Source organism: Promicromonospora sp. NPDC059942, from assembly GCF_042731755.1.
Classification (GTDB): domain Bacteria; phylum Actinomycetota; class Actinomycetes; order Actinomycetales; family Cellulomonadaceae; genus Promicromonospora.
Map to the genome: position 1 here is coordinate 249,032 of NZ_JBHWLR010000004.1, position 23,045 is coordinate 272,076.

The window sequence follows — 23,045 nt, forward strand, 5'->3', positions numbered from 1 at the left end:
GATAGGTTGCGGCCATGACGAGCAGGCTGCTGCGACGCATCGGCGTCACTGTCGTGGAAGTGATCGCCCATGTCCTGCTGGCGGTCGGGGTCGTTGTCATCGTGGTGTCCGGAGTCTTGGGCACCATGGATAGCTGGCAGGCGGAGCACGGCGGTGAGACCGGAACGTTCACCCCGGTCGAGCAGGACTGCTCGCGGCACAGGGTCACCACCGTGATCTGCGCCTGGGAGGGCACGTGGACTTCCGACGTCGACGGGCGCACTCTGCGACACGTTCGTCTCGATGACGGCCTGGGCACCGAAGAGGGAGACCCTCCGCCCGCCCCCGTTCACCCAACCCTGCTTGCTGACAAGGTCGCCGACCCGCAGGTGGCTTACCTTCCCGGCGAGCGCACCTGGCTGCTGGCACCGGCCCTGTCGATCCTGGCCGTCGGGATCTTCGCGGTACTGGCTTGGCGAGTGCATCGCTGGGCGCGCGAGAAGAGAACTGCCCGGGGGCTCGGCCAGCCTGTCGAAGGTCCGGCCCTCTGACCCGAAGCGACGAGATGCCCGCAACAGGGCCCAGGACGCATGGAGGCACTGGACGCGCCACGACTCGAAGGAAGGTTGTCCCACGTGAATGTCTCGGAGTTGCTCGGAGAGCTGCGTTCCCGTGGAGTCCCGGAGGACGCGTACAGCATCGGCCAGGATCGCGACGAGTCTTACTGCCTCATGGAGACCTACGGGACGTGGAGCACGTTCTACAGCGAACGCGGGCTGCGGCAACGGGAGCGGACCCATTCCAGCGAGGACGCTGCCTGCCGGGATCTCCTCAACCGCCTGGGGCGCGAGTTCAGGGACTCCTAGGAGCGCGTCAGGAGCCTGGCCGGCTTGGTGTCGGGTCCGCGAAGAAGCCCTCGGGGAGGAACCCCAGCGCCTCGCACAGCCGTTATTGGGAGCGCGGGGGGTGCGCGAACCGTCCGCAACATGGCGCAGGACCCAAGAAACCCCGCCCGACCTGGACCGTATGGGCTGGTCGAGCGAGGTTTCTGCGGTCTGAGCCGCCCATGGGAATCGAACCCACGACCTTTTCATTACGAGAACGTCCCGGAGCCCTGCGGGCCGGATTCCTCGCCTCGTTCCGCGTGCATGCGGTGCGCTCGAACCAAACGTGTTGCTCGCCGGGGGTGCGCGGAATCGGAGCCGTCATCGCGGGTCTGTGACCCAACATGCTCCTGCTTCGGGGTCCCTGTTCCTCCGTCATCCGTTGGCGCGGGGCACGTCTCGGACATCGGTTCTGCCGGTAGTGCAACAGGTCCCGCTCATGCAGCTCTTGGTGCGGCGGTGCTGGGTGTCGGCGGGACCTGTTGCGCTGCCGGCGGGTTCGGTGTCAGGGTCCCGATCAAACCAATGGATGACGGAGGAACAGGGGCACCGCGGCTCCCCTGCTCCTCTTGATTCCCGGGTGCCCGCCGGAGGCACTTCGTAAGAGCTGCACGACGTGAGGCGGTCTCCGACTGTTGGCCGGGATGGCTATCTGTTCGGACGCCTATGCTCGCGGGATGTTCGAGTTCGAGGTGCAGAGCCTGCGCCGTATTCGAGTGCGGCTCGGGGCCTGGCACTTCCGAACGTGGCGGTCCTACTGGATGCGGCTGCCGAAGGGTTACCGCCCGCCCGAGACGATCTACGAGGTCGCCCTGCTAGCCGAGGACGGAAACGTGGTCGCCCAAATGGGCGCGTTCTTCGATCTGCGGACCGCTGAGGCATGCCTGGCCCGATACGAGCCCGAGGCGCGGGAGCAGATGGTGATCAACTACGTCAGCGTCCATACCCGGCTCAAGGACTGGGAGTTCGACCTGTAGCGTGCACGCGAGACGGTCTCGACTAGTGGAGTCGAGACCGTCTTCGTCATGTCTGGGCCGTGCCGACGGCGGCGGCGCGATGGCGGGTGCGGCCGGAGGCGCCGCCAGGCGCCGGAGGTCGCGGGGGTCCCTGTCGTGCCGCCGACGGCGGCACGGCCCGCGCGCTGCAGGCGCGCCTTGAGCCGGTAAAGAAACTCCTCACGGCCGCCGTGGCCGAGCCCCAGCCGGGAGGCGTTCAGGACGTGTGGCAGTCCTTCGCGCAGTAGTAGCAACCGTTCACGTCGTTGTAGTACCGCTTGGCCGCGGCGACCGCGCCCCGGCACGACGAGAACGAACCCAGGTTGATCCTGTTCGCTGGTGAGGGCAGGTAGCTGCAGTTGGAGTCGAGGTTGTGCACTTCATGATCGCGCGACGTTGATTGCGCGTTCCTGTTCACGCAGAAGTTCTGCATTGCGGACCCCCATCATCGGATGACACATCTTCGTGTGATCTCGATGCTATTTCCGATACATCTGACTCGACCCGTTAAGGGCGGGTGAACGCAGGGCGATCGGTTTCACCTACAGAAACGCTGACATGTCGGCCTCGACAGCGTCTGTGCCAGCGGATCGCAGTTCATCCCCTCGTCGGGGCGTCTTGGCTTAACCGATGCACGGCACGCCCACGGCCCGCGAGACCTCCACGTCGGATACGGAGTCGCCGACGAATATTGCACGCCGCGGCTCTGCACTCAGGAGCCGAAGGGCCTGGTCCACGGTGTAGGTGTTGGGCTTCATCAGATCAGGCCGGTGGCTAGGCCGACCAATGACGGCAACCACGTAGTGGGCGAGCGACCAGCGCTCGAGGTAGGCGCGGATCGCGACTTCGGCGCTGTTGCTCACGATGACGACGGGCTTGCTGGCCTGGTGGCACTTGCGCAGGAGGTCGTGTGCACCATGAGTCGGCTCGGCCGTCGAGGCGGCCGTTGTCTCTGCGTCGTCGCACAGCGCCTCGACCTCGGCCAGGGCCTGCGGTGCATTGGTGGCAGCCCATCGGAGTACGGCGAGGTGGTCGCTGGTGGTGCTGATGTGGTCGCCCAGGTCGATGCCACGTGCGAGCAGCGGTGCTCGGGCTGCGTTGGCGGCTTCGAGGTTGGCGGGTGCGGGGAACAGGCTGAACAACGACCCGGGGAGCGCGGGGGGTGCGCGAGATGCCCGCAACGGCGCCTGAGATGCAAGAAACCCCGGCCAACCGAGGCACATATGGCCTGGTCGGACGGGGTTTCCTTGGTGGAGCCGCCTGTGGGAATCGAACCCACGACCTTCTCATTACGAGTGAGACGCTCTGCCGACTGAGCTAAGGCGGCGTACGCACCGCACGCCGGCCGGAGCCGGAGGGGTGAGCGGGCCTAACTGTACCCAATGCATGTCCCAGGTTCCAAAGCGAAACCGTGTGACGTCGTCAACCCGCCGAAGAACCGCCGAACCACGCCGTTCGCCGGCCCGACCGGGCCGGCGAACCGGTCAGCAGGTGAGGCCGTCCTCGGGCACCTTGCCCTCCACGAGGTAGCTCTCGACGGCGTTGCTGACGCAGGTGTTGGACCGGCCGTAGGCCGTGTGCCCCTCGCCCTCGTACGTGACCAGCACGCCCGACGAGAGCGTGTCGGCGAGCGACTCGGCCCAGCGGTAGGGCGTGGCCGGGTCGTTCGTGGTGCCGACGACCACGATGGGCGGCGCGCCCTTCGCGGCCGGGTCGAACTCCTGCTCGGCCGCCGGGTACGGCCAGTCCGTGCACTCGATGCCGGAGTAGCCGAACGACTCGCCGAGCGTGGGCGCGGCCTTCCGGATGTCCTCGGCGAGGGCGCGCATCTTCGTCATGTCCTCCTCGGCGCGGGCGTCGGCGCAGTTGATCGCGCGGAACGCCTCCTCGCTGTTGGACTTGAAGGTGCCGTCGTCGTTGCGGTCGTTGTAGACGTCCGCGAGGTAGAGCAGGTCGTCGCCCTTGCCCTCCCAGAACACCTGCTGCAGCGCCTGCGTGAGGAAGGACCAGGAGGCCTCGTCGTACATCGTGACGGCCACACCGTAGAACGCGAGCTTCTTGGTCACGTCGCGGCCCGACGACGTCGGGATGGGGTTGGGCTCGGCGTCCTCGACCATGGCCTGGATCTGCTGCAGGCCGGTGGTCACGTCGTCGCCGAGCGGGCAGTCGCTGCCCGCCTGGCAGTCGGTGACGTAGGCGCGCAGCGCGCTCTCGAAGCCCTCGGCCTGCTGGAGCGCGACCTCGTCCGAGCTGAGCGTGGTGTCCAGCGCGCCATCGAGCACCAGGCGGCCGGCCCGGTCCGGGAACAGGCCGGCGTAGGTGGCCCCGAGCTGGGTGCCGTAGGAGTAGCCCAGGTAGTTGAGCTTGTCGTCGCCCAGCGCGCCGCGGAGCATGTCCATGTCGCGCGCCGCCGACTGCGTGTCGACGTTGCCCAGGAGCGGCCCCGTGTTCTCGGCGCAGGCCTCGCCCCAGGCGCGCACCGCGTCCTGGCGGTCGGCCAGGCCCTCGGGCGTGTAGGGGTAGTCCTTGCTGAGGAACTCGTCCTTGCCCGCGTCGTCGAAGCACTTGACCGGCGTCGACTGCCCCACCCCGCGCGGGTCGAACCCGACGATGTCGAACGAGGAGCGCAGCGACTGCCCGAACCGCGCCGGGTCGCTCACGAAGTCCACGCCCGACCCGCCCGGCCCGCCCGGGTTGACCAGCAGGGACCCGATCTTCTGCCCGGAGGCGGGCAGTCGCTTGAGCGCGATCTCGATGCTTCCTTCGCCCGGGTCGTGCCACGAGAGCGGGGCCGACGCCGTGGCGCACTGGAAGTCCCCGCCGCACTCGGTCCACTCCAGCGACTGGCCGTAGTAGTCCTCGTAGCCCTTGGGCGCGCCCTCCGTGGCTGAGCCGTCCGACTTGCCCACGTCCTCCAGCGCCGTCTGCACCTTGGGGGGTGCTCCGCAGGCGGCGAGGAGCAGAACTGAGGTGAGCAGCGTGGCGACGACGGCCGCAGGCTGACGACGGCGGGCGGGGCGAATCACCCGGACAACCTACCGGTTGTGCTCGGTGGATTTCCTACCCGCTGGCGAACCGACACGCGACCCTCACGAGTCGAGCCAGGCGACCGGGCCGGGCTCGCCGTCCGCGTCGCGCGGCTCGAGCTCCACCTTGCCCTTGTCGCCGAGCTGAACCGGCACCGCACGGCCCGTGTCCGACTCCGCCGGAGCCTCGACGACCGTGGTCGTGGGCACGAAGTCCATGGTGCAGATGCCGTTGTCGGCGGGCACGAACGTCACCGTGAGCACGCCGTCCGCCGCGGCGACGCCGGCCTCCTTGCCGCCCGACCCGATGGTCGCCTCGGGCTCGGCGAAGGTGGGGCAGGAGCTGGACCCGTTGGTCACGACGTAGAGCAGGCCCGGCTCCGGCGCCCATGCGACGCCCGCCGTGGACTCGGTGCTGCCCTCCAGACCCGGCGGCAGGCCGCGACCCTTGGCGCCGGCGACGATCTCCATCTCGGCGGCCTCCGGCAGCTTGCCGTCCTCGGCGCCGTCCGACGCGCTGGGGCTGGGGCTGGTCACGTCGCTCTCCTCCGCGGACGGGGACGTGGTGCTCGTGGACCCGGCCACCTCGGAGCCGCCGACGTCGGACTGCGCGCAACCCGTCAGCGCGAGGGCCGCGACCACCCCGATGCCCAGGGCCGACGCACCCGCGCGCGCCAGGGTCCGTGCTGCCGTGCCCGACCCGTTCGTCCGCTCGATCTTCATGCCCGGTTCCTTCCACTCGCCTCTGACACCACCAGGTGTGTGCCGCAGGACTGCGACGCCTCCACCCCTGTCATGTGGCGAGCGGCATGCATCTTGCACGACACTCCGGCCAACATTGGCAAAAGGTCAGGTGATCGGCACGTCGAGCCGTGGCGGGACGTCAGACCCGGGCGGTGGAGAAGCGCAGCTTCTCGGGGGTGGCGTCCGCGGCCGTCTTGCGCAGGAACGCCCGACGGTGCACCGAGAAGGCGTTCCGGTCGTCGAAGAAGTCGCGGGCCATCTCGGCCAGCTCGATGGTCTGGTAGTACGACAGCGGCCGGTCCGTGGCGCGGCGCTCCGCGCGCGCGGCGAGCATCCAGCCGAGCGTGGCGGGCTCCTCGTACCCCTGCGCAGCCGAGGACAGCCAGGTGGTGAACTCGCCCCACTCGCGCGGCCCGACGGCGCTGATCAGCCCGATGCGGGCCGCCTCAGCCACCGAGATCGGCAGCTTGCGCGACAGCAGCAGCGATGCGCGGTGGTCCCCGACCCGGGCCGGCATGCTCCACGAGTGCAGCTCGGAGCCGTAGATCCCCATGTCGTAGTACGGGTTGAGGACGACGCCCTCGCGGGCGAGCGTGACGTCCGCGCACAGCCCGGCCATGACGCCGCCGGCGCCGGCGTTCGCCGTGAACGCGGCGACCGTGAGCTGCTCGGCGGTGGCGATCGCGAGGCACAGCTCGTCGATGGCGCAGATGTTCTCCCAGGCCTCGGCGGCCGGGTCCGGCGACGCGTCGACGGTGCCCAGGTGGATGCCGTTGGAGAACGCGTGCTCGGTGCCCTTGATGACGAGCACCCGGGTGTCCTCGGTGAGGGCCTTCTCGACGGCGCTGGTCATGCGGCGGCACTGCTCGGTGTACATCGCGCCGCTGTAGGACCTGAACGTCAGGTAGCCGACGGCGCCGTCGCGCACGTAGGTGGTCTCGGCCAGGGCGTCCGGGATGCGGCGGAACGGGGCGTTGCTCGCGTCGATGACCTGGGCGGCCGGCAGCTTGGTGCCGCGGCGTCCGCTCAGCTCGGCGGCGTAGCCGACCCAGAGCGTGCCGACGCCGCAGGCGATCGCCACTGCGTCGAGGTTGCGGCCCACGACGGTGCCGGGTTGCGCGCCGGTGTGCTCCGGCGACGCGACGGCGTCGAAGATGCAGACCGACCGGCCGTTCACGCCCGCCGGGGCGCCGGGGGCGCCGTCCGCGGCGGCGACGAGCCGCTCCAGCTCGGCGGCGGGACGGCTCCAGTCGACCCGGAAGTCCTCGCGGCGCAGGAGCGGCAGCTCGCCGCTGACCGGCACGATCCGCAGGCAGGCCTCGGCGGGGATGGGCCGCTCGCCGTCGGCGACCTTGCGGACCACCTCGCCGATGCAGGCCATCGCGGCGTCCGCGACCCGGCTGTTGTACAGGGCGCTCTTGGAGATCGGCTGGTCCGGCATGTCGAAGACGGCGGTGGCCCACACCGGGCCGGCGTCCAGCTCCTCGACTGCGGACAGGGCCGTGACGCCCCACCGGTCACGGCCGTCGCGGATCGCGTGGTCCAGCGACGAGGGCCCGCGGTCGCCCACGGGGCCCGGGTGCACGATGACGGTCGGCCAGCGGTCGTAGATCATGTCCGGCACGCGGTGCTTGAGGAACGGGCACAGGATCAGGTCCGGGTCCGCCCGCTCGACGGCGCGGGTCATGGCGGCGCCCGACTCGAAGGTCGGGGCGAGCTCGACTCCGACGTCGTGCCCCTGCTCCCGCAGGGAGCACCAGACCCGCTGGGTAAGACCGTTGAAGGCAGAAACCAGCAGGAGGATCCTCATCGGACGGTGGACTCCTAAATCGCACGGACGAGCTCTGGGGGCGCCCCGCAGCCTAACCAGGGACGGCATTCGGGACAATGTGCCGCGGTGGTTCACATTCACCCGTGCGAAATCTTCACACGTGGACCACGGCGGAGGGTGTTCAGCCCTGAGGGCGCAGGGCTATCGCCATCGCCTCCAGCGCGAGGAGCGGCGCCACGTTGCCGTCCAGCCGGGTGCGGGCCACGCCGATCGAGTCCATGCGGCGCACCGTCTGCTCGGGGGTCGAGTCGGCGGCCAGCGCGCGCACGGTCTCGGCGAGCTCGGCGTTGACCAGGTCGACCTCGGCCCCGAGCTGCACCACGAGCACGTCCCGGTACAGCGACAGCAGGTCCACCATCGCGCGGTCGAGCACGTCGCGCTGGTGCCGCGTGGCGCGGCGCTTCTGGTCGTCCTCGAGCTGCTTGAGCTGGGAGCGCAGGCGCGGCGGCAGCGTCTCGCCGTCGGCCACGCCGAGCGCGCGCAGCAGCTCGGCCTTCTCGGCGGCGTCGCGCTCCTGGGTGGCGGAGACGGCCTCCGCCTTGGCGACGTCCACGAGCTCGCCCGCGGCGAGCACGGCGTCGCCGACGCCGCGGATGCGCCGCGCGATGCTCAGCACCGCGGTGCGGCGTTCGCGCGCCCCGGCGTCCCGCGCCAGGCGCTTGGCCAGGCCCACGTGGCTCTGGGCCGCGCGGGCCGCGCTCAGGGCGACCGCGGGGTCCGCGCCGTCGCGCCGCACCAGCAGGTCGGCGACGGCCTCGGGCGGCGGCACGCGCAGCACCACGGACCGGCAGCGCGACCGGATCGTCGGCAGCACGTCCTGGACCGACGGCGCGCACAGCACCCAGACCGTGTGCGGCGGCGGCTCCTCGATGGCCTTGAGCAGCACGTTGGTGGTGCGCTCCGCCATGCGGTCGGCGTCCTCGATGACGATCACGCGCCACCGGCCGCCCGACGGTGAGCGGGACGCCGTCATGATCAGGTCGCGCACCTCGTCGATGGCGATGACCACCTTCTCCGTGGCCAGCAGCGTCACGTCCGGGTGGGTGCCCGCCATGGTCGTGGTGCACGACCGGCAGACACCGCAGCCGCCGTCCGGGCACTGGAGCGCCGCGGCGAAGGCCCGCGCGGCGACCGACCGGCCCGAGCCGGGCGGGCCGGTCACGAGCCAGGCGTGCGTCATCGCGGCCGGGTTGGCCACGGCGCCCTGCAGCACGGCGACGGCGGACTCCTGCCCGACGACGTCGTCCCACACGGTCACGTGCGGTCCTCGCCGTCGGCGGCCGGGTCGGACCCGGTGACGCTCGCGGCCTCGGTGACCACCGGCGTCAGGCCCAGGCGGGCCGCGACGTCCACCCGGATCTGCGCCTGGATGTCGTCGACCGGGGCCGCGGCGTCGATGACCACCCAGCGCTCCGGGTCGGCCGCCGCGCGCTGGAGGAACGTGTCCCGGACCCGGGTGTGGAACTCGACCCCGGCCCGCTCCAGCCGGTCGAGCTCGCCCTTGCCCTCGGCTGCGGCGCGGCGGGCGGCGGCCGCCTCGGGGTCGAGGTCGAGCAGGATCGTGATGTCCGTCCGCAGGCCCTTGGTGGCCCACAGGGAGAGGTGCTCCACCTCGCCCGGGGGCAGGTCGCGCCCGCCCGCCTGGTAGGCGATCGAGGAGTCGACGTAGCGGTCGGTGACCACCACGGCGCCGCGCTCCAGCGCGGGGCGCACCACGGTCTCGACGTGGTGGGCGCGGTCCGCCGCGTAGATGAGCGCCTCGGCCCGCGGGCCCATGTCCTGGCCGTGCATGACCGCGGCCCGCAGCTCCTTGCCGAGCGTGGTGGCGCCCGGCTCGAACGTGAGCAGGACCTCGCGGCCCGTCAGGTCCGCCAGCCAGTCGCCGAGGAGGCGTGACTGGGTCGACTTGCCCACGCCCTCGCCGCCCTCGAAGGAGATGAAGTAGCCCGGTGCGTTCACGCCGCCACCCTAACCGGGCCCGCTGACATCGACCCGGCCGGCCCCCGCTGGGCGACGCCCGCGCAGTCGGCGCACGATGGGGACATGGACGACAACGAGCAGAGCATCACGCCGATGACCGTGGACGAGTGCTGGGAGTTCCTCTCGATGCAGCCCATCGGGCGGCTCGGCACCGCCGTCGCCGGCGAGCCGGAGATCTTCCCCCTGAACTTCGCGGTCGCGGACCGGACCATCTACTTCCACACCATCCCGGGGACGAAGGTCGCGGAGGTGGCGATCAACGAGAAGGTCGCGTTCGAGGTGGACCAGTGGGGTCCCGAGATCGCCTACAGCGTCGTCGTGAAGGGCACCGCGGAGATCCTGGAGACCGACGCCGACATCGCGGCGGCCGAGTCGACCAACCTGATCAGCTACCTGGAGGACACCCGGGACACCTGGGTGCGCATCACACCCGCCCAGGTGACCGGCCGCCGGCTGCGCCGCTGACGCGCACACCCGGCGGCTCCCCGGCTACTCCTTGGTGGACGTGCTCTTCGCCGGGGCCTTCTTGGCCGGGGCCTTCTTCGCGGGCGCCTTCTTGGCGGGTGCCTTCTTCGCCGGGGTGCGCTTCTTCGCCGGACCCTGCGCGCGCTTCTCCGCGAGCAGCTCGATGGCGCGCTCGGCCGTGACGGACTCCGGCGTGACGTCGCGCGGCAGGGTGCGGTTGGTCTCGCCGTCGGTCACGTAGGGACCGAACCGACCGTCCTTGACCTGGATCGGCTTGCCGCTCGTCGGGTCGTCGCCGAGCTCGCGCAGCGGCGGCGTCGCGGTGCGACCGCGGCCCCGCTTGGGCTGCTTGTAGATCTCCAGCGCCTCCTCCAGGGTGACCGTGAACATGGCCTCCTCGGACGGCAGGGTGCGCGAGTCCGTGCCCTTCTTCAGGTACGGGCCGTAGCGGCCGTTCTGCGCGGTGATCTCGTCGCCCGACTCCGGGTCGGTGCCCACGACCCGCGGCAGCGACATGAGCTGCAGCGCGTCCTCCAGCGTCACCGAGTCGAGGGCCTGCGTCTTGAGCAGCGACGCCGTGCGCGGCTTGGGCAGGGCGGCCAGCGCCCGCTTCTTCGCCGCGGCCGACAGGTCCGGGTCAAGGTCCGGCTCGGGCAGCTGCTCCGTCACGTACGGGCCGTAGCGGCCGTTCTTCGCCACGATCGGGTTGCCCGACTCGGGGTGCGTGCCGAGCACGCGGCCGTCGTCGGCGCCCGCCGCGAGCAGCTCGCGTGCCTTGGCGACCGTCAGCTCGTCGGGCGCGACGTCGTCCGGCACCGAGGCGCGGGGCGGGGTCTTGCCCTCCTCGACCTCGGCCGCGAGGTCCTCCAGGTACGGGCCGTAGCGGCCCACGCGCACCCGGATGCCCTCGCCGATGTCCACGGAGTTGATCGCCGCGGCGTCGATCTCGCCCAGGTTCTCCACGAGCGCCCGCAGGCCGCCGCCGTCGCTGTCCACGCCGAGCGCGTCCGACGTGCCGACGTTGCCCGGGCCCTCGCCGAAGTAGAACTCCTGCAGCCAGGCCACGCGCTCCCTGGAGCCGGCCGCGATCTGGTCGAGGTCCTCCTCCATGGTGGCCGTGAAGTCGTAGTCGACCAGCCGGTCGAAGTGCTCCTCCAGCAGGCGGATCACCGCGAACGCGAGCCAGGTCGGCACCAGGGCCTGGCCCCGCGTGATGACGTAGCCGCGGTCCTGGATGGTCGAGATGGTCGCGGCGTACGTGGACGGGCGGCCGATGCCGCGCTCCTCCAGCGCCTTGACCAGCGAGGCCTCCGTGTACCGGGCGGGCGGCGTGGTGGAGTGGCCGTCGGCGGCGAGGTCGGTGCCGGTCAGCGCGTCGCCCTCGGCCATCGTCGGCAGGCGCGTCTCCTTCGCGGCTGCGGCACCCTCGGCGGCGTCGTTGTCGGCGTCCGCACCCTCCTCGTACGCGGCCAGGAAGCCGCGGAACGAGATCACCGTGCCCGACGCCGAGAACACCGCCTCGTTGCCGTCCTGCGCGCCGCCGGAGACGGTCGCGCCGAGCCGGACGGACGCCGTCGACCCCTTGGCGTCGGCCATCTGCGAGGCCACGGTGCGCTTCCAGATCAGCTCGTACAGCCGGAACTGGTCGCCGCTCAGCTCGCCGGCGACCTGCGCCGGGGTGCGGAACGAGTCACCCGCGGGGCGGATCGCCTCGTGCGCCTCCTGGGCGCCCTTCGCCTTGCTGGCGTAGAGGCGGGGCGCGCCCGGGACGTACTCGGCGCCGTACAGCTCGGCGGCCTGCCGCCGCGCGGCGTCCGTCGCCTCCTTCGACAGCGAGGGGCTGTCGGTACGCATGTAGGTGATGTAGCCGTTCTCGTACAGGCCCTGCGCGGTGCGCATCGCCTGGCGCGACGACATCCGCAGCTTGCGGCCCGCCTCCTGCTGCATGGTGGAGGTGGTGAACGGCGCCGCCGGACGGCGCGTGTACGGCTTGGTCTCCAGGCTGCGGACGGCGAAGTCGGCGGCCTCCAGCCCGGCGACGACGGCGCGGGCGGCCGCCTCGTCGAGCTGCACCACACCGGTGCGGACCTTCAGCCGGCCCCGGTCGTCGAAGTCACGGCCCGACGCGACCTTCTGGCCCGCGAGCTGCGTGAGCCGGGCGCGGAAGGAGGGCTGGCCGCCGTCCGCCCCCTCCGGGACCGCGAACGTGCCCGCGACGTCCCAGTAGTCCGCGGACACGAACGCCATGCGCTCGCGCTCGCGCTCGACCACCAGGCGCGTCGCCACCGACTGCACCCGGCCGGCCGACAGGCCCTGGCGCACCTTGCGCCACAGCACCGGCGAGACCTCGTAGCCGTACAGGCGGTCGAGGATGCGCCGCGTCTCCTGGGCGTCCACCAGGTCCTGGTCCAGCTCGCGCGTGTTCTCCAGGGCGCGGAGGATCGCGTCCCGCGTGATCTCGTGGAAGACCATGCGCTTGACCGGGACCTTGGGCTTGAGCTCCTGGATCAGGTGCCAGGCGATGGCCTCGCCCTCGCGGTCCTCATCGGTCGCGAGGAAGAGCTCGTCGGCGTCCTTGAGGGCCTTCTTGAGCTCGGAGACCTTCTTCTTCTTGTCCGCGTGGACCACGTAGTACGGGTCGAAGCCGTTGTCGACGTCGACGGAGAACTTGCCGTACGGGCCCTTCTTCATCTCCGCGGGGAGGTCCTTGGGCTGCGGGAGGTCGCGAATGTGCCCCACGCTGGCTTCGACCTCGTAGCCGTCACCGAGATAGCTCTGGATCTTGCGAGCCTTCGTGGGCGACTCGACGATCACGAGCTTGCGTGCCTGGGACATCCGGTCCTGCCTGCTTCCTGCTGGGTCTGGGGACGTGCGCCGGGTGGCGTTGGAGAGTTCACGGTACGCCAGGCACGACGGATCGCACCCTATCCGGGCTCACAGCGGGCTGCCCGGTGGTTTCACATGACCGTGGTGATTTTCACTCGTGGCGTCAACGACACGGGGAGTCTCACACCAACGACACGGTCTCTTCAGGAGGCTCCTCTACGGTGGGGCCCATGACCGACCGCACCCTCCCGCCGCGCGACCTGCCGCGACCCCTGCAGGTGGGGAGCGTCGCCAGCCCGATGCCCGGCCGGACGGCGGGCCTCCGGCCCCGGGTGGGGCCGCGCGTCGTCGCCGCCGTGGTCGCGGCGCTGGCGCTGTGGGGCGTGTGGGCCACCTGGGACGTCTTCGTCCGCTCGGGCCGCGGCCAGCACGCCGACCAGCTCGCGCTCGAGGGCGCCGCCCGCGGGCAGGGCGTGCTCTGGGAGCTCGCCGAGCCCGTGCTCGGTGTGGTGTCCAACTCGTTCGTCGGCCTGGGCCTGGCGGTCGCCGTGGTGCTGGCGCTGGCCCGCGGACGCTGGTGGCTCGCGGCACAGGTGGTGATCCTGGTGGCCGGCGCGAACCTCACCACGCAGGTGCTCAAGCACGTGGTGCTCGACCGGCCCGCGCTGCTCGACATCGCGCGCGCCGACATCAACACCCTCCCCAGCGGGCACACGACCGTCGCCGCGTCCGTCGCCGCCGGGCTGCTCATCGCTGTGCCGCGGCGCTGGCGGCCGCTCGTCGCGCTGGCCGGCGCGGCCTACACGGCGGCGACCGGGGTGTCCACGCTGATCGGGCAGTGGCACCGGCCGTCCGACGTCGTCGCCGCCATCCTCGTCGTGCTCGCCTGGAGCGCCGGCGTGTGCGCGCTGAGCTCGTCGTCGTCCCTGGACCAGCCGCGCACCGGAGCGGAGCCGGGGACGTCGGGCGCGGCCGGGCTGCTGCTGCTCGGCGCCGTCGTCTGCGGCGCCCTCGGCCTCGGCGCGCTGGGCAGCGTGCGCGGCTACGGCTGGGCCCTGCCGATCGGCGGCGACCTCACGGCCTACATGGGCGGCGCGCTCGGGGTGGTGGCCGTGACCCTCGGCTCGTTCGCGCTGATGCTCCTGGTCCGCCAGTCCACGGCCCGCCCCTGAACCCAGAACGTGTCAGACGCTCAGGCCACCGAGGGTGACCTGAGCGTCTGACACGTCAGGGAACGGGGATCACGGGGTGGAGTAGCCGCCCGTGTACGAGCCCGAGCCCGAGTACGACTCCACGATCCAGCGGTAGGTGCCGGCCGTGCCCGAGTAGCTCACGCTCTCGTCGGGCGACGACGTGATGCCCTGGGCCACGGTGACCCAGCTGCTGCCGCTCACCTTCTGCAGGAACAGGTCGAAGTCGGCGCCGCTGGGGCCGTCGAGGCAGCCCGTGATGGTGCCGGACGACGCCGAGAAGCCGCTGCTGCTCGGCTTGTAGGTGAAGGCGCCGCTGGTCAGCGAGCCGCTGAACGCCGTCTCCTGGCTGGCGCACCCGGTGGGCGGCGTCGTGCCGCCGCCACCCGTGATCAGCGTGACGCCCGCGGCGCTGAGCGCCTCGTTCACCGGCTGGAAGTAGGTGGTGCCACCCGAGGAGCAGTTGCCGGAGCCACCGGAGGTCATGCCCTGGGCCTGGGTGCCGGCGAGCAGCGAGCCGCCGGAGTCGCCGGGCTCGGCGCAGACGTTGGTCCGGATCAGGCCCGAGACCGTGCCCTCGGCGTAGGTGACCGAGGCGTTCAGGGCCTGGATGGTGCCGCAGTGCCAGCCGGTGGTGGAACCCGAGCGGCAGACGGTGGCGCCGACGGCGGCCGCCGTCGAGCCCGCGACGTTGACGGTGCCGCCGCTGTAGTTGTTCACCGCGCCGACCGGGGTGTCGTCCGTGCCGACGTTCACGTAGGCGTAGTCGTTGCCCGGGAACGAGGAGGTACGGAAGGTGCCGCTGGGGCTGGTGGTGGCGTTGCCCACGTCGCCGCAGTGACCCGCGGTGACGAAGCCGCCGGTGGCCGAGAAGCCGACCGAGCAGCGCGAGCCGCCGATGTAGTAGGCGTTGCCGCCGATCACGTTGATGAAGGTGCGGGGCATCTCCGCCACCTCGACGAGGGAGACCGCGCCGGCCGCGACCCCGGCGTCCGCGACGGCGGCGGCCACGGCGGCCTTCGCCCCCTTGGCCACCTCGAGGACCACGGCGTTCGACTCGACGTCCACGTAGGCGCCGGCGACGTCGGCCCGCGGGGCCGCCCGGTACGCCTTCGTGGCGAGCCGGTCGAGCTGCGCCAGCGACCTGTCTACGGTGACCGCCGTGGCGCCGGCGGCGCGGACCTCGGCCGCCCCGGCCTTGTCGGTGACGGCCACGAACAGCTCGGAGCCGTCGACCCACGAGCCCGCGTAGCCCTTGTCGAGGGCCTTGACGATGGAGTGCTGCTTGTCGGACAGAGCCTCGTCCGTCTTGAGGCGGTCCACGGCCTGGGAGGTGGTCAGGCCGAGATCGCGCTCCAGGGCCGCGACCATGCCCGGGGCGTAGCTCGTCACCTCGGGCTTGTCCGCTCCGGCAGCTGCGCCTGCGGTAGCAGCGGTGATGCTGCCGGCGAGAAGCGTCGCCGCGGCTGTGGCCACGGTGATCGCCTTGAAGGATGTGCGTCTCATGTCCAGCGACTCCTGTCGTCGGGGCAATGGATTCACCCAGTGCGGCACAGCGTATGGTCGCTTTCAGGCAACTCCCAGATACCGGTTAGGACATATCGGAGCAATATGCGGACATGCCGCAGAGCGGGTAGGGGGCTTCCCCTACCCGCTCCGCGGCGCCTCAGAAGGTCAGTTCGTCAGGAGCGACACCCCGGCCGCGCTCAGCGCCTCGCCCACCGGCTGGAAGAAGGTCTGGCCGCCGGAGGAGCAGTTGCCCGAGCCACCGGAGGTCATGCCCTGCGCCTGCGAGCCCGCGAGCAGCGAGCCGCCCGAGTCGCCCGGCTCGGCGCAGACGTTGGTCTGGATGAGACCGGAGACGCTGCCTTCGGCGTAGTTCACCGTGGCGTTGAGCGCCTGGATGGTGCCGCAGTGCCAGCCGGTCGTGGAGCCCGAGCGGCAGACGCTGGCACCCACGGCGGCCGGCGTCGAGCCCTCGACGGCCACGGTGCCGCCGGCCCAGTCGTCGACCACGCCGACCGGCGTGTCCGAGTCGACCGAGACGTAGCTGTAGTCGCTGCCCGGGAACTCCGAGACCTCGAAGGTGCCGCTCGGCTCGCTCGCCGAGGAGCCCACCGAACCGCAGTGCCCGGCGGAGACGAAGCCGCCGGTCACGGCGAAGCCGACCGAGCAGCGCGCGCTGTCGTCGATGAAGTACGCCTCGCCGCCGATCACGTCGGCGAACGTGCGGGGACGCTCCGCGGCCGGCGTCAGCGAGACGACGCCGGCGGGCACGCCCGCCTCGGCCACGGCGGCCCGGACGTCGGCCTGGGCGCCCTCGACCACGTCGACGACGATCTCGTTGGTCTCCACGTCGACGTGGTACGAGGTCGCGTCGGCCGGGGACAGCACGCCGTCCAGGTCCGCGGTCCAGGCGTCGAGCGCCTTGAGCGAGTGGTCCGCGGTCACGGGGGTGGCCCCGGCCGCGCGGACGTCGGCCGCCTCGGCGGCGTCGGTCACGGCGACGTGCAGGGCGTCCGCCCCCTCGACCCAGGCCCCGGCATAGGAGGCGCCGAGCGACTTCTCCAGGCTCTGCTGCGTGTCGGCCAGGAGCTCCTGGGCCTGGAGCTGGGCCACGGCGTCCGCCGTGCTCAGGTTCAGGTCGCGCTCCATGGCGGAGACGAGACCCGGCGTGTAGCCGGCGGTCGCGGCCTCGACGTCGGACGGTGCGGCTGCGACGGCGCTGATGGTGCCGGCAAAGAGGCCCACGGTGGCGGTTGCCACGGCGACGCCCCGGAGGGAAGTGCGACTCATCTCCAGCGACTCCTTGGATCGGAGAGGGTGAAGTTCCACCCACGGGTGCTTTTTCACCCGCTCTGCCACCGTAGGAGGAGATGGACTTCACGCCCAGATCACACTCAGGTCATACATATTTCCTATGGAGGGCAAACCACGTAAGTGCCCGTCCACGGGCGCCGGGGCGCGCCAACGACTCAACTCTGCTTTTTGTCGGCTGAGCCTGCGGCTCCGCTCCGGGCGCGTGCCTCGTTCCTCGGCCCCCACCCTGCGCTGCGCCTCCGGCTCAGCCGAGCATCCCGTACATCGCCAGCCACTGCTCGTACTGCGGGCTGCGGCGCACGGCGTCGCGGTGGGCCCGGTGGGCGGCGCCCTCGACGGCCTCCAGGTCCACGCGCAGGTCGGCGTCGTGCCGCCAGCCCAGGTAGTGGGTGCGGCGCAGGGGCGCCCCCGACAATGGCACCGTCGCCACCCCCGGCGGGTCCGGCTGCCCCGGCTCCACGAGCGCGACGGCGCGGCCCGCCCGCACCTGGTCGACGGCGGTGGTCCACTCGGCCTCGCCCATGCCGCGCGGCGTGAACCCCGCGCGCACGCACGCCGACACGAAGCACTCCTCGAGGCAGCCGTGCGACGGCACGCAGAGCCACTGCTCCTCGGCCAGCTCGGCGAGGGACACCTCGGGCTTGCCCGCGTACGGGTGGTGCTCGTCGATCAGCACGAACATCGGGTCGGTGCACACCCGCGTCCACGACACCTCGACGGCCGCGGGCGGCGAGACGTCGGAGCACATCCCGACCAGCCCGACGTCGATGGTGCCGCGGGCGAGCCGGGACGCGACGTCGTCGGGCTGCGGGGGCATCGCCGTCGTGACCTGCGCACCGGGCATCCCGATGTGCAGCTGGTTGACGAACAGCCCGCCCAGCCCGGTCCCGGTGATGCCGACCCGCACGGTCTCGCCGTGGGCGACGTCGCCGTTGACGAGGCGCTCGGCGTCGTCCGCGAGGGCCGACATGGCGGGGAGAAGCACGCGAGCGTGCCTGAGCACCAGCTCACCGAGCTCTGTCGGTCGCGCACCGAACCGGTCGCGGACGAAGACGTTCCCGCCCAGGGACCGGTCGATGCGGTTCAGCTGCGCGGTCAACGCCGGCTGCGCGATGCCGAGGGCAGCGGCCGCCTTCGTGACGCTGCCCGACTCGGCAACAGCGACAACCATCCTCAAGTGCCGCATGTCGAGTTCCACACGGTGGAAAATATCTGTCATAGCGGGATATGTCTCGGCCATCGACAAGATTTATCGGTCTTCGACAATTCCGTTACGTCCCGGTAACGGCGCGCCGCCCCCGCCGCGCCGCCCGGGACGCCCGCGCTCACTCCTCCAGGAACCCGTCCCTGACCAGCCCCCGGACCGCCGGGAGCAGCTCGGCGGCCAGCGCGTCCGCGGGCACCTCGAACAGCGACGCGAGGGCGCCGACGATCTGCCCGACCGACAGCTCGCCGTCGCACGCGCCCACGAGGGCCGCGAGCGGGCTCGACGCGTGCACGCCCCTCCCGAGCCCGTCCCCCTGCCGCAGCACGACGACGTTCGGGTCGGCCGCGCCCGGCGTCAGGTAGCGCTCCTCCGTGACGTCCGCGGCCGTCACGAGGTGGGCCGCGGCGAGCGCGGCGTCGTCCCGGGCCGCCAGCCAGTCGTGCCCGGCGAGACTGCGGGCGATGTGCGCCCCGAGCGGCTGGCGCACGGACCCGGTGTGCTCCTCGAGGCGGCGCAGCGTCGGGGCGCCCGAGACGGGGCGCCGGAGGGTCACGATGCCGAAGCCGACCGCCTCCACGTCCCGGGACGCGAAGTCGTCGAGCCACGCGCCGTACGCCGCGGCCCATGCGTCCGGCTCGCGGTCGGGCGTGGTCCCGCCGTCGCGGATCCACGTCTCGGCGTACTCGGCGGGGTCGAGCACCTCGCGCTGGATGATCCAGCCGTCCAGGCCCGCCTCGTCGAGCCAGCGGCCCACCCGGTCCGCCCACGGCTCGCCCCGGCGGTGCTCCCAGTTGGCGAGGAGCTGGGCCGTGCCGCCCGGGGCGAGCACGTCGCCGACGCCGAGCACGAGGTCGCGCACCAGGTCGTCGCCCGCCCGGCCGCCGTCGCGGTACTCGTAGTCGCCGATGGCGTCGGCCACGGCGCGGCCCGCCGCCCCGGCGTGCGGCGTGATGACGAACGGCGGGTTGGAGACCACGAGGTCGAACCGCTCCCCCGCGACCGGCTCCAGCATCGAGCCGTGCCGCAGGTCCAGCTCGGCCCCGTCCGGCTGGTTCAGCGCGGCGTTGAAGCGCGCGAACGACAGCGCGCGCCGCGAGATGTCGGTCGCCACCACCTGCCGGGCGTGCCGCGCCGCGTGCAGGGCCTGGATGCCGCAGCCGGTGCCCAGGTCGAGCACCCGGCCGGTCGGGTTGCGCACGGTCACCTGCGCGAGCGTCAGGGACGCGCCGCCCGCGCCGAGCACGTGGTCGGTCGCGAGGCGGCCGCCGGTCGCGAGCTCGCCCAGGTCGGACGCCAGCCACCAGCGCGCGTCGCCGACGGCGTCGACCGAGGAGTAGGGGTGCAGGTCCACGACGGCGCGCACCTCGTCGTCGTCCCCGGAACCCTGCGCGGTGACCAGGCCCAGTCGCTCCGCCCCGGCCGTCCAGGTCGTGGGCAGCGCCCGGTCCAGCGCGGCGCGCGGCACGGCCGCGCCCAGCAGGAAGAGGCCCGCGAGGGTGGCGCGAGGATCGCGGTCCGACGGCGGCTTGCCGGCTACCGCCGCGGCGATCGCCCGGCGGGCCGGCAGCGCCTGCTCCCGGTGCAGCGCGGCCGCGGCGAGCGGCCCGAGGACGTCCTCGACGCCGTCGACGTCGTAGGCGGAGGAGGACAGGTCGTCGCGGAGGGAGGCGACGAGGACGGGGTCGGTCACAGGAGGCTGCACGGCCCCATCCTGACGGGCTACCGCTGGCAGTTCGAGTTGACGTAGAGCCCGATGGCCTTGGTCGCCTCGATCATCGCCTCGGTGTCGAGCTCCTCCTGCGCGCCGCCGACCGCCGAGAGCACGGCGGGGCCGTCGTTGGCCTTCACCTTCTCGATGTTGTTCGCCACGGTCGAGTAGTAGGTGAACGCCACCGCCCAGTCCGAGGAGATCGCCTCCGGCGGCGTCACGCCGTCCAGCGCGTTGCGGGCGTTGATGAAGCCCTTGCGCAGGGTCTCGGGCTGGTCCTCGACCATCGCCGACTGCGCGTTGGCGGCCTGCGTCCACGCCATCTGCGTCTGCGCGCACGACGCGGCGTCCGCCGACGACATCGGGCCGCCCCCCGAGGGGAGGTTGTCCATGCCCCAGCCGGTGCCGAGACCCAGCACGGCGGCGGTGACGCCCGCCAGCACCAGCACCAGCGGCCGGTCGAGGAACGGGGGCAGGCCACGGCGCAGGGTCCGCTTGATCTTGCGCTGCTGGGCCGTGCTGGGGGTGGGGATCCGGCCCCGGGGGCCCTTGCCGGCCTTCTTCGACGCCGGCCCGCGGGACGCGGGCGCGCTCGGCGCGGACGCGCCCGTCGCGAGCGGGGCGTCGCCCTCCGGCAGCGGCTCATCGGTTGCCTCGTCGGCCACCGGGCCCACGTTCAGCGGGAAGCCGCCAGCAGGGGTGGGGGCCGTGTCGTCCTTCGGTGCGCCCTTGGCACCCGACTTGGTGCCCTTGCCCTTGGAGCGGGACTTGCCGGCCTTGCCGCTCTTGCCGCCGGCGCTCTTTCCGCCCGCGTTCTTGCTCCGGCCCCGGGCCGCGGCGGGTTCCGCCGCGGCCGCCACGGAGCCCCACGGGTTCGCGTCGCCCTCGGGCTCGCCGGCCGGGGCGTCCTCGCCGTCGACGACGGCGGGTGCCGGCACGGGGCCCCACGGGGAGCCGGTGCCGCTCTCCTCGGCCGGTGCGGGGGCCGCGGCGTCGGCGGTCGCACCCGCGCTGCCCCAGGGGCTGGGCGTGGCACTGTCGTTCTGCGCGAGCCCCTCGGCCCACTCGAGGGCGCTGGCGCCCGGCGCGGCCTCACCCGCCGCGAGGCTCTCCGCCCAGGTGAGGGCGTTGCTCGCGGGGGGACCACCGGCGCGGGAAGCAGCACGACCGCCCCGGGAGCCCTTGCGCCGTGTCGCACTCATAGCCGCGCACTTTACCCGCAGAACCGGGGAGGACAGGAGGGGCAATCGTGTGATAGCTGACGAACTGTGGGTGAAGTGCTACCCGTTCAGGTAGGCGATGCTCGACCAGAACACGACCACCACCAGCAGGATCACCCAGATGGCGAGCGACACCAGGCCCCAGTTGCGGGCCCGGCGGGAGGCCTTGCGCGCCTTGTCGTGCTGACCCGTCCTCCAGTGCGCGTTCACGCGCGACGCATTCACGAGCGCCACGATTCCCGTGGGCCACACGCAGATGGTCATCAGAATGCTGAACACGAGGTACGACCGCGGCGGGTACTGCAGCTGCGCGGGGTACGTGTGGACGTTGACGTTCACGGGCGAACGCGACCCGCCGGGCGTTCCGGACGGTGCTGCGGAGCTGCTCATGAAAGTCTCCCTCGCCGGTGTAGAGGGAGAACTTAGTCCAATTTCGGTGATTTGTTGAATGCCCAGGTCAGCCCGGGATCTTGCGCAGCACCTCGCGATAGAAATGCACGCCGCGGCTGAGGGAATCGACGCTCAGGTGCTCTGCGACGCCGTGCGTCGACTGCCGCTGCTCCCGCGTCATGACGAACGGGCTGAACCGGTAGACGTGGTCGCTGATCGGCGTGAACCGGCGCGCGTCGGTGGCGGCGACAGTCACGTACGGCGCCACGACGGCGTCCGGGTACGCGGCGCCGATCGACTCGGTCAGCAGCGCGAACTGCTGGCTGTCGGTGGGCGAGACCTCGCTGGGCTCGCTGCTCTCGACGACCTCGATCTCGACCCGCTTGTCCCGGATCACGCGGCGCAGCCGCGCCACCGTCCGGTCCACGGTGTCGCCGAGCGCCACCCGGACGTCGAGGCGGGCCCGGGCCGTCGTGGCGGCCACGTTCGCGCCGGCGCTGCCCTCCAGCTCGGTGACCGCCACGGTGGTGCGGACCGTGGCGACGGCCTCGGGGCCGCCGCCCGCCAGCACCCAGGCGGCCAGCTTGCGCAGCGGCCCGGCGGCGGTCCTGGCCGCGAGCCGGAGCGTGGCGCCCTGAAGCCCCTTCGCGCCGGGGGCGACCCGGCCCAGCAGCTCCACGGTCGGCGCGTCGACCCGCGCCACGAACCGGTGCCGGCCCACGCGCGTCACCGCACGGGCGAGCCGCGTGGTCGCGGACCACCGGCCCGGTGTGGCCGCGTGGCCCCCGACGTCGGTGGTGTACAGGTTGATCCCGACCAGGCCCTTCTCCGCGACGCCCACGAGGGCCGTCTGCCGGTCGACGCCGGGCAGCACGTCGGTCGCGACGGACCCGCCCTCGTCGACCACGAGCCATGGCCGCACGCCGAGCTCGTACAGGCGGCGGACGGCGATCTGGGCGGACTCGCCGACCGTCTCCTCGTCCGCGCCGAAGAACAGCCAGATGTCGCGCTCGGGCACGAAGCCCTCGGTGAGCAGCGTCTCGACGGCGTCGAGCACCGCGACGAGCCCGCCCTTGTCGTCGAGGGTGCCGCGGCCGTGCACCACCCCGTCGCGGATCTCGCCGGAGAACGGGTTCCCGGCCCAGTCGGCGCCCACCGGCGCGACGTCCTGGTGCGCCATGAGGACCACCGGGTAGGGGTGCAGCACGTCCTGCCGCCCCTTGCCGGGCCAGCGGTAGAGCAGGCCGTGGCCGCCCGCCGGCTCGCTCTGCAGGGCGTGCACGCGGGGGTAGAACGTGGCCAGCGCGGCCCGGTGCCGCGCGAACGACTCGTGGTCCAGGTGCTGCGGGTCCCACACCGAGACGGTGGGGATCTGCACGAGCGACGACAGGTGCCCGGCGGCGATGTGGCCGGCCGACGTGTGCCGGTCGGCGTACGGCTCCGACGGGACGAACGGTGAGCCCGGGCGCTTGGACAGCACGGCGTCCGGCGCGGCGGGCTGCTCGGCGACCGGCTGGCGCCGCTCGGCGTCCTGCACCTTCGTTGCCGCGCTCCGCTCCGGTGTGCGGCGTTCCGGGGCGGTGCGCGCCGGGGCTGCCGGGGCGCTCGTCGCCTCGCGCTCAGGCGGCGGAGCCTGCCGGGCTGCGGCCTTCGCGATCAGTTCGGCCGTGACCTGAGGGATGGCCTCGGTCGGGTCGATGTCGGCACTCACGGGACCTTCTCCTGCTCCGGGTCCCCCGTCGGGGCCCCCTGCGTCGGGGCTCCCGTCCACGCCCGCGGA

Annotated in this window: 19 protein-coding genes and 1 tRNA gene; 4 read left to right on the forward strand and 16 right to left on the reverse strand. The window is 72.3% G+C overall.

Going from position 1 to position 23,045, the window contains the following annotated elements; all coding sequences use genetic code 11:
* The first annotated feature begins 14 nt into the window (after window positions 1-14).
* Together ACFV9Q_RS08400 and ACFV9Q_RS08405 are read left to right on the forward strand one after the other, a co-directional pair.
* Complete coding sequence (locus ACFV9Q_RS08400; RefSeq protein ID WP_377234016.1) at window positions 15-530, forward strand: hypothetical protein; 516 nt, start codon at window positions 15-17, stop codon at window positions 528-530.
* Window positions 531-1,540: 1,010 nt separating this feature from the next.
* Complete coding sequence (locus tag ACFV9Q_RS08405) at window positions 1,541-1,840, forward strand: hypothetical protein (RefSeq protein WP_377234017.1); 300 nt, start codon at window positions 1,541-1,543, stop codon at window positions 1,838-1,840.
* A gap of 235 nt (window positions 1,841-2,075) precedes the next feature.
* On the opposite strand, the gene ACFV9Q_RS08410 is transcribed toward ACFV9Q_RS08405, so the two are convergent.
* The 8 genes from ACFV9Q_RS08410 to tmk form a co-directional block, all read right to left on the reverse strand.
* Entirely contained in the window at window positions 2,076-2,237 is a 162-nt protein-coding gene (locus ACFV9Q_RS08410; protein ID WP_377234018.1) for a hypothetical protein, read from the reverse strand.
* 244 nt (window positions 2,238-2,481) lie between these two features.
* Window positions 2,482-3,000 carry an HAD family hydrolase gene (locus ACFV9Q_RS08415; RefSeq protein ID WP_377234019.1) on the reverse strand — a complete coding sequence of 173 codons (519 nt, stop codon included), beginning with the start codon at window positions 2,998-3,000 and terminating at the stop codon, window positions 2,482-2,484.
* 109 nt (window positions 3,001-3,109) lie between these two features.
* Window positions 3,110-3,185, reverse strand: a tRNA-Thr gene (locus ACFV9Q_RS08420).
* A gap of 157 nt (window positions 3,186-3,342) precedes the next feature.
* Window positions 3,343-4,884, reverse strand: coding sequence for an alpha/beta hydrolase (locus tag ACFV9Q_RS08425; protein ID WP_377234020.1), 1,542 nt, complete (start codon window positions 4,882-4,884; stop codon window positions 3,343-3,345).
* A 63-nt stretch (window positions 4,885-4,947) separates the two neighbouring features.
* Window positions 4,948-5,607 (reverse strand): hypothetical protein, encoded by a 660-nt coding sequence (locus ACFV9Q_RS08430; RefSeq protein WP_377234021.1) that lies wholly within the window; start codon window positions 5,605-5,607, stop codon window positions 4,948-4,950.
* A gap of 160 nt (window positions 5,608-5,767) precedes the next feature.
* On the reverse strand, window positions 5,768-7,438 hold the full coding sequence (locus ACFV9Q_RS08435; protein WP_377234022.1) for an enoyl-CoA hydratase-related protein: 1,671 nt from the start codon (window positions 7,436-7,438) through the stop codon (window positions 5,768-5,770).
* 142 nt (window positions 7,439-7,580) lie between these two features.
* Window positions 7,581-8,717: a DNA polymerase III subunit delta' gene (locus ACFV9Q_RS08440; protein WP_377234023.1), complete on the reverse strand. Its 1,137-nt coding sequence runs from the start codon at window positions 8,715-8,717 to the stop codon at window positions 7,581-7,583.
* Window positions 8,714-9,418: a dTMP kinase gene (gene tmk / locus ACFV9Q_RS08445; protein WP_377234024.1), complete on the reverse strand. Its 705-nt coding sequence runs from the start codon at window positions 9,416-9,418 to the stop codon at window positions 8,714-8,716. The genes ACFV9Q_RS08440 and tmk overlap by 4 nt, the downstream gene beginning before the upstream one ends.
* Before the next feature lie 84 nt (window positions 9,419-9,502).
* Here tmk and ACFV9Q_RS08450 point away from each other — a divergent pair, with 84 nt between their 5' ends.
* Complete coding sequence (locus ACFV9Q_RS08450) at window positions 9,503-9,904, forward strand: pyridoxamine 5'-phosphate oxidase family protein (RefSeq protein ID WP_377230125.1); 402 nt, start codon at window positions 9,503-9,505, stop codon at window positions 9,902-9,904.
* 24 nt (window positions 9,905-9,928) lie between these two features.
* On the opposite strand, the gene topA is transcribed toward ACFV9Q_RS08450, so the two are convergent.
* On the reverse strand, window positions 9,929-12,739 hold the full coding sequence (topA, locus tag ACFV9Q_RS08455; protein WP_377230126.1) for a type I DNA topoisomerase: 2,811 nt from the start codon (window positions 12,737-12,739) through the stop codon (window positions 9,929-9,931).
* A gap of 221 nt (window positions 12,740-12,960) precedes the next feature.
* On the opposite strand from topA, the gene ACFV9Q_RS08460 reads away from it, so the two are divergent.
* Window positions 12,961-13,902 carry a phosphatase PAP2 family protein gene (locus tag ACFV9Q_RS08460; RefSeq protein WP_377234025.1) on the forward strand — a complete coding sequence of 314 codons (942 nt, stop codon included), beginning with the start codon at window positions 12,961-12,963 and terminating at the stop codon, window positions 13,900-13,902.
* Between the two features lie 69 nt (window positions 13,903-13,971).
* On the opposite strand, the gene ACFV9Q_RS08465 is transcribed toward ACFV9Q_RS08460, so the two are convergent.
* The 7 genes from ACFV9Q_RS08465 to ACFV9Q_RS08495 form a co-directional block, all read right to left on the reverse strand.
* On the reverse strand, window positions 13,972-15,426 hold the full coding sequence (locus ACFV9Q_RS08465; protein ID WP_377234026.1) for a S1 family peptidase: 1,455 nt from the start codon (window positions 15,424-15,426) through the stop codon (window positions 13,972-13,974).
* A gap of 168 nt (window positions 15,427-15,594) precedes the next feature.
* Window positions 15,595-16,716 carry a S1 family peptidase gene (locus ACFV9Q_RS08470; protein ID WP_377234027.1) on the reverse strand — a complete coding sequence of 374 codons (1,122 nt, stop codon included), beginning with the start codon at window positions 16,714-16,716 and terminating at the stop codon, window positions 15,595-15,597.
* Window positions 16,717-16,984: 268 nt separating this feature from the next.
* Complete coding sequence (locus tag ACFV9Q_RS08475) at window positions 16,985-17,926, reverse strand: LysR family transcriptional regulator (RefSeq protein WP_377228571.1); 942 nt, start codon at window positions 17,924-17,926, stop codon at window positions 16,985-16,987.
* A 139-nt stretch (window positions 17,927-18,065) separates the two neighbouring features.
* Window positions 18,066-19,649 carry a methyltransferase gene (locus ACFV9Q_RS08480; RefSeq protein WP_377234028.1) on the reverse strand — a complete coding sequence of 528 codons (1,584 nt, stop codon included), beginning with the start codon at window positions 19,647-19,649 and terminating at the stop codon, window positions 18,066-18,068.
* A gap of 17 nt (window positions 19,650-19,666) precedes the next feature.
* The gene (locus ACFV9Q_RS08485) at window positions 19,667-20,857 is read right to left on the reverse strand and encodes a hypothetical protein (RefSeq protein WP_377234029.1); all 1,191 of its coding nucleotides are present in this window, start codon (window positions 20,855-20,857) and stop codon (window positions 19,667-19,669) included.
* Between the two features lie 78 nt (window positions 20,858-20,935).
* Entirely contained in the window at window positions 20,936-21,265 is a 330-nt protein-coding gene (locus ACFV9Q_RS08490) for a CD225/dispanin family protein (RefSeq protein WP_377228568.1), read from the reverse strand.
* 67 nt (window positions 21,266-21,332) lie between these two features.
* Window positions 21,333-22,976 (reverse strand): M20/M25/M40 family metallo-hydrolase, encoded by a 1,644-nt coding sequence (locus ACFV9Q_RS08495; protein WP_377234030.1) that lies wholly within the window; start codon window positions 22,974-22,976, stop codon window positions 21,333-21,335.
* Window positions 22,977-23,045 lie beyond the last annotated feature (69 nt).

Coding starts and splice junctions, on each gene's coding strand:
- ACFV9Q_RS08485 (WP_377234029.1), bottom strand. CDS start 20,857: ATGAGTGCGACACGGCGCAAGGGCTCCCGGGGCGGTCGTGCTGCTTCC.
- ACFV9Q_RS08465 (WP_377234026.1), bottom strand. CDS start 15,426: ATGAGACGCACATCCTTCAAGGCGATCACCGTGGCCACAGCCGCGGCG.
- ACFV9Q_RS08405 (WP_377234017.1), top strand. CDS start 1,541: ATGTTCGAGTTCGAGGTGCAGAGCCTGCGCCGTATTCGAGTGCGGCTC.
- ACFV9Q_RS08490 (WP_377228568.1), bottom strand. CDS start 21,265: ATGAGCAGCTCCGCAGCACCGTCCGGAACGCCCGGCGGGTCGCGTTCG.
- ACFV9Q_RS08430 (WP_377234021.1), bottom strand. CDS start 5,607: ATGAAGATCGAGCGGACGAACGGGTCGGGCACGGCAGCACGGACCCTG.
- ACFV9Q_RS08435 (WP_377234022.1), bottom strand. CDS start 7,438: ATGAGGATCCTCCTGCTGGTTTCTGCCTTCAACGGTCTTACCCAGCGG.
- topA (WP_377230126.1), bottom strand. CDS start 12,739: ATGTCCCAGGCACGCAAGCTCGTGATCGTCGAGTCGCCCACGAAGGCT.
- ACFV9Q_RS08470 (WP_377234027.1), bottom strand. CDS start 16,716: ATGAGTCGCACTTCCCTCCGGGGCGTCGCCGTGGCAACCGCCACCGTG.
- ACFV9Q_RS08475 (WP_377228571.1), bottom strand. CDS start 17,926: ATGCGGCACTTGAGGATGGTTGTCGCTGTTGCCGAGTCGGGCAGCGTC.
- ACFV9Q_RS08400 (WP_377234016.1), top strand. CDS start 15: ATGACGAGCAGGCTGCTGCGACGCATCGGCGTCACTGTCGTGGAAGTG.
- ACFV9Q_RS08460 (WP_377234025.1), top strand. CDS start 12,961: ATGACCGACCGCACCCTCCCGCCGCGCGACCTGCCGCGACCCCTGCAG.
- ACFV9Q_RS08450 (WP_377230125.1), top strand. CDS start 9,503: ATGGACGACAACGAGCAGAGCATCACGCCGATGACCGTGGACGAGTGC.